At 69.2% G+C, this 5,676-nt stretch carries 2 protein-coding genes and 2 pseudogenes; all 4 read right to left on the bottom strand.

What is annotated here, in order from left to right:
* A pseudogene (locus IH80_RS46670) lies at window positions 1-190 on the bottom strand (DUF2662 domain-containing protein); the annotation flags it as partial.
* Between the two features lie 116 nt (window positions 191-306).
* Entirely contained in the window at window positions 307-510 is a 204-nt protein-coding gene (locus IH80_RS0137790) for a cold-shock protein (RefSeq protein WP_030966428.1), read from the bottom strand.
* 216 nt (window positions 511-726) lie between these two features.
* Window positions 727-3,201: a SpoIIE family protein phosphatase gene (locus IH80_RS0137785; protein ID WP_051810360.1), complete on the bottom strand. Its 2,475-nt coding sequence runs from the start codon at window positions 3,199-3,201 to the stop codon at window positions 727-729.
* Window positions 3,202-3,237: 36 nt separating this feature from the next.
* Window positions 3,238-5,676: pseudogene (locus IH80_RS43280) on the bottom strand (ATP-binding protein); the annotation flags it as partial.

Below are 5,676 nucleotides of genomic sequence, written 5' to 3'. Positions count from 1 at the left end.
TCCTCCCCGGCCGGGGCAGGACGTTCGGCGAACCCCCGGCGCCGGCGCTCGGACCGCCGCCCCCGGGCAACGGACCCGACGGCAGCAGCCCGGCGCATCCTGGGTCGCTCTTGGTCTGGCCGTTCTGCACGCCCTTGGCCTCGTCCCCATCGTCCGCCGGCTCCGCGGACGAGCCGTCGCTGCGATCCATCCGCGACGAGGGCCAGTGCACGGCTCTCGTCGTGCGCGGAGGCTGGAGAACGAGGCGAACGAGTACGACGACGGCGCCCGCCTTGGGGGTGGGCGCCGTGATCGAGCGGGGGCGGGTCAGCCGCGGGCGATGTTCTCAGCCTGCGGGCCCTTCTGCCCCTGGGTGACGTCGAAGGTGACGACCTCGCCCTCCTGCAGTTCCCGGTAGCCGTTCCCGGTGATGTTGGAGTAGTGGGCGAAAACGTCCGGGCCGCCTCCGTCCTGGGCGATGAACCCGAAGCCCTTCTCGGAGTTGAACCACTTCACCGTGCCACGCGCCATGCTCGAATCCCTCTGTACAACCTGCCGGCGGCTCTTCGGCCGCCGCGGCGTCCGGATGGAAGCCTGATCACTTCCTGCCCAGACGCCCCAGTGGTTACACCTTGCGTCACGCCCACCGCTCCCCCGTCCAAGACGTGAGGTCCACCCTCGGCCCCACAGCAGGCAGGCGGCAGCGCGCCGTTCGCATGGCTGTCGTGGCCCCGGCAGGGCCGCTCCTCAACGGACCTCGATTCCGATGAGACAGGTGTCGTCGTCGGTGTCGGATGCGCTGTAGGTCAGCACGGTGTCCAGTCGCTTCTCCAGCGTGTCAGCGGAGCGTGAAGCGACGGTGAGCAGCTGGGCGAGGGAGTCAGTGACGTCGATGTCTCTGCGTTCGACCAGTCCGTCGGTGTACATGAGGAGGATGTCGTCGGCTTCGAGCTGTACCTCCTCCTCCCTGAACGTGGCGTCGGGCAGTGCTCCGAGCAGCAATCCGGCGTTGAGGGGGAACGACTGGGCTTGCGCGCCTCTGACCAGGACGGGTGGCAGATGGCCGGCTCGGGCCCATTGCAGGGTTCGGGTCTTGGGGTCGAAGAGGGCGCAGACGGCGGTGGCGGTGAGGTGGCTGGTGAGGTGGAAGGCGACCCGGTTGAGCCAGGCGAGCAGTTGCGCCGGGCCGGCGCCGGTGACGGCGAGGCCGCGCAGGGCGTTGCGCAGCACGACCATGCCGGTGGCGGCCTGGATGCCGTGTCCGGCGACATCGCCGACGCTGAGGAGGACTTTGCCGTTGGGCAGGACCACGGAGTCGTACCAGTCGCCGCCGACGAGGGATTCCGATTCGGCCGGTCGGTAGCGCACCGCGATCCGGATGCCGGGTACCTCAAGGGGTGCGGGGGCCGGTGGCATGATGGCGTGCTGCAGTTGGAGGGCGAGGCGGCTGCGGTCGGCGGATTCTGCTTCGGAGTCGGCGAGCTGGTCGCGGGTGGCGGCGAGGGCGACCTCCGTCCAGTGCTGGGAGGAGACGTCCTGGCATGCGCCGCGCACCGCGTAGAGACGGCCCTGGTCGTCGAGTACGGGTTCGGCGACCATGCGGATGTGCCGGGTGATGCCGTCGGGCCGCTGGAGGCGGAACTCCACAGAGGATTCGCGTTGGCTGTGCAGGAGGGTGCGGAGGAACCGCCCGATGGAGTTGACGTCGTGGGCGTGTGCGTGGGCGGCCAGGTCTTCCAGAGGGACGGGGATGGCGGTTAGCGGGAGCCCGAACAGGGCGAACAGCTGCTCGTTCCAGCTGATCTCTCCGGTGTGCATGTTCTGGTCGAAGCCGCCGACCCGGCCGAGGCGCTGTGCGTGCTGCAGCAGGTTGGCCAGGCGGGCCTTCTCGTCCTCGATCTTCCAGATGAGGAGGAGGGCGGTACCGTGCCGGCTGATGCGCACGTCGGCGACGGTGGTGAGGGGGACTTCTCCTACGAAGGTGGTCAGCGCGGTGTGCAGCGCCTGACAGGCCTCGCCGGTGGCGAAGGCCCTCTCCAGTTTGTCGAAGAGTCCCCCGTCCTCGGCTGCCGCTGGGTAGATCTCGAGAAAGTGGCGGCCGGTGACCATGGAGCGGGGCCGGCCGGCCGGGTCGATGAAGCTGTTGTTGACGTGGTGGATACGGAAGTCCGCGAGACGGCCGTCGGCGTCGAGAACGGGTGCGAGGACCAGGACCGTGTCGTCGAGATGGCCGGCGAGGTCGGTGAGTTCCGCCAGGGCCGTGTGATGCGCGGCGTCAGAGGCGGCGGGAGTGAGGTCCGGGGACTGTTCTTCGAGGGTGTGCGCACACAGCTCGGCCAGCGCCTCCAGCTGGCGGATGATCTGTACGGGCTGCGGGGGCAGGGGCTGGGGCCAGGCGATTTCCAGGACGCCGTGGATGCGGCCGCCGGTGCCCGCGGGGATGACGACGCGGCCGCCGTCGGGGTGCCGCCGCCGGCCGATGGTGGGGAGGCTGGCTTGGGAGAGGCTGGTGACGATGGAGAGTTCGCGGTGGGTGAGGGCGAGCCGGGCGCAAGTGGCGACCTCGGGTGGGACGTAGCGCCAGCGGTCGGCATCCTCCGGAGTGAAGCCCGCCTGTCCGGCCAGGGTGAGCGAGGAATCGGCGCCGGTGACCCAGATCGCGACGCCGTGAGCACCCAGAGGGGCGAGCGCGTTGTCGAGGAGCGCCGCGGCGACGGCCTGCGCGTCACCCGCCGCCAGGATGCGGCTTTCCGCAGCCCGCAGCCGGACAGTCGGCGCCGTCTCAGAAGCCTGGTCGGCGACAGCGGCGGCCAGGAACTCCTGCGCGACTTCGCTGACGCGGTCACGGGCGGCTTGGTTGATGACGTCGACGGCGAGAGCAAGCAGGGTGGTGCCGGACTGTTCGGCGAGCTTGGCGAGTTGCCTCGATGCCTCGGCGGGCCCGCATCCGAGTTGTCCGACGAGAATGCCCTTCGCGAGCTCCACGAGAGCACGGCCGTCAGCGGCTGACTGGGCCTCCAGAGCCTCCTCGCGCAGCCGCTCCACGGTCGCCGCCAGCCGTCCGGCCTGGGGTTCTGAGGAAGTGCTGGGCCTGGTGCGCCGGTCGGGCTGGGGTTCGTCGTGTCCGGCTGGCGTGTCTGCCTCGACTGCGGCGCGGATTCCCGCGGCGGCGAGTGTGGTGTGGGACTGGGTCGCTTCGTTTTCGTCTGAAGTGGTGTTCACCGTGTCTGTCGCTATTCCTCCGTAGGGCCGGGGTCGTCAGGCTGAGGTGGTGCCTGAGGTGGTGCCTGAGGTGTTCTGGGCCGGCAGCCACCGGCGGAGTCGGGCGATGAGGTCGTTGGCGTCGACGGGCTTGGTGACGTAGTCGTTCGCGCCGGAGGCCAGGCTCTTCTCACGGTCGCCCGGCATGGCCTTCGCCGTGACCGAGATGATCGGGAGAGCGCTGTATTCGGGCATGCGCCTGATCTCCGTGGTGGCTGCGTAGCCGTCCAGTTCCGGCATCATCACGTCCATCAGGATCAGGTCGATACCCGGGGTCTCGGTCAGGGTTTCGATGCCCCGGCGACCGTTCTCGGCGTGCAGCACCTGCATCCCGTGCAGCTCCAGGATCCCGCTGATGGCGTACAGGTTGCGCGGGTCGTCATCGACGACGAGGACCGACCGGCCGGCGAGGCTGGCGTCGACGAGGGCACGTTCGTGGACGGCAGGGTGGCTGTCGGCGTGCACGAGGGTCGGCACGTCGCCCGGGCGGTCTGCCGACAGATGCAGGGCGATCCGCTCGCGGAGTTCGTCCAGGCTGGAGAGCACTTCCAGCGGCAGAGCGGCGGCGCGCTCGGCGACTTCTGCCTGCTGCACCCTGGTCATGCGCCGGTTGTCGTGAGCGAGGACCGGCAGGGAGGCAAGCGCCCCGTCACCAGCGAGAGCCTCGAGGAAGCGCAGCCCTTCCCCATCCGATCCAAGTTCGAGAACCACGCAGTGGAAAGACGCCTGGGCCAGGACTGCCGCCGCATCCGCAGCGGTGACCGCGGTCACGACCTCAGCACGCTCGGACGGCACAGTGACGGCCCGTCCTGCGGTCAGGTCCCCGGCCGCGCTCTCGGCGACCAGGCTCAGCAGACCGTTGCTGCGCTGCTCGATGACCAGAATGCGCCGGGGATGGCGCTCCTCTTCGAGGGCCTGCTGGGCGGCACCGTCCGGCTCCTCGAGCCCCGAACCGGCGGACTCGGCGCTCTCCAGAGCGGCGGTACCTCCTTCGGCGAGTCCCGAGACGGGGAGGTAGAGGGTGAAGGTGGAGCCCTTGCCGACCTCGCTTCGGGCGGTGACGGCGCCGCCCAGGAGGCGGGCGATCTCCCTGGTGATGGACAGGCCCAGGCCGGTACCGCCGTACTTGCGGCTGGTGGTGCCGTCGGCCTGCTGGAACGCGGCGAAGATGGCTTCCAGCTGTTGCTCGGCGATCCCGATGCCGCTGTCGATGACGCGGAAGGCCACCACGGATCCGGCATGGGTCAGCTCGTCGGGGAGCTCTGCCGAACTCGCGGGCTCGATCTTGACGTGGACGCGGCCGTGTTCGGTGAACTTCACCGCGTTGGACAGCAGGTTGCGCAGGACCTGCTGCAGTCGGGCGTCGTCGGTGAGGAGGTCCACCGGGACGCCCGGAGCCGTCGTAATGTCGAATTCGAGGCCCTTTTGGCTGGTCAGCGGCCTGAAGGAGGCTTCCAGGTAGTTGAGGAGCTGCTTGAGGGAGACCCGCTCCAGGTTCACGTCCATCTTGCCCGCCTCGACCTTGGACAGGTCGAGGATGTCGTTGATCAGCTGCAGCAGGTCGGAGCCTGCCGAGTGGATGATGCCCGCGTACTCGACCTGCTTCGGGGAGAGGTTGCGGGTGGGGTTCTGCGCGAGCAGCTGCGCCAGGATGAGCAGGCTGTTGAGCGGGGGCCTCGATGTCGCTGTTCTGGCTGGCGAGGAGGGCGGCCTTCTCCTCCAGTTCGGCGTTGGAGCGCTGGAGTTCCTCCTGCTGGACCTGGAGTTCCTCCGAGCGGGCCTGGAGCTCGGTCGTGAGCCGCTGGGACTCGCCGAGGAGCTCGTCGGTCCGGGCGTTCGCCACGATGGTGTTGACGTTGACGCCGATGGTCTCCATCAGCCGGCCCAGGAAGTCACGGTGCACCGGGGTGAAGGCGCTGAAGGAGGCGAGCTCGATGACGCCGAGGACCTGGTCCTCGACGACGATGGGCAGGACGATCAGGTGGGCCGGCGCGCCTTGGCCCAGCCCGGAGGAAATGAGATAGCCGGGGGGCACGTTGTTGGTGGTCAGGATGCGGCGGCTGCGCGCCGCCTGCCCCACCAAGGTTTCTCCGTGCCGCACCCGCGTCGCGGCGGGGCTTTCCGCCGGCCGCCCGAAGGAGCCGATCAGGGTGAGCCCTGCCTGGCCGTCGATTTCCTCGCCGAGGTAGAAGGCTCCGTAGCTGGCGTCGACGAGGGGGGTGAGTTCGTCCATGACGAGTTCGGCGACGACGGCGAGATCGCGGTGGCCCTGCATCAGGCCGGAGATCTGTGCCAGGTTCGACTTGAGCCAGTCCTGCTCCTGGTTGGCGCGGGTGGTCTCGCGCAGCGACCCGACCATGGAGTTGATGTTGTCCTTGAGTTCGGCGACCTCTCCGGAGGCGTCCACGGTGATCGAGCGGGTCAGATCGCCCTCGG

The organism is Streptomyces sp. NRRL S-378 (assembly GCF_000720645.1).
GTDB lineage: Bacteria > Actinomycetota > Actinomycetes > Streptomycetales > Streptomycetaceae > Streptomyces.
The sequence above is the reverse complement of the archived record's forward strand: the minus strand, read 5'-3'. Positions and strand labels throughout refer to the sequence as shown.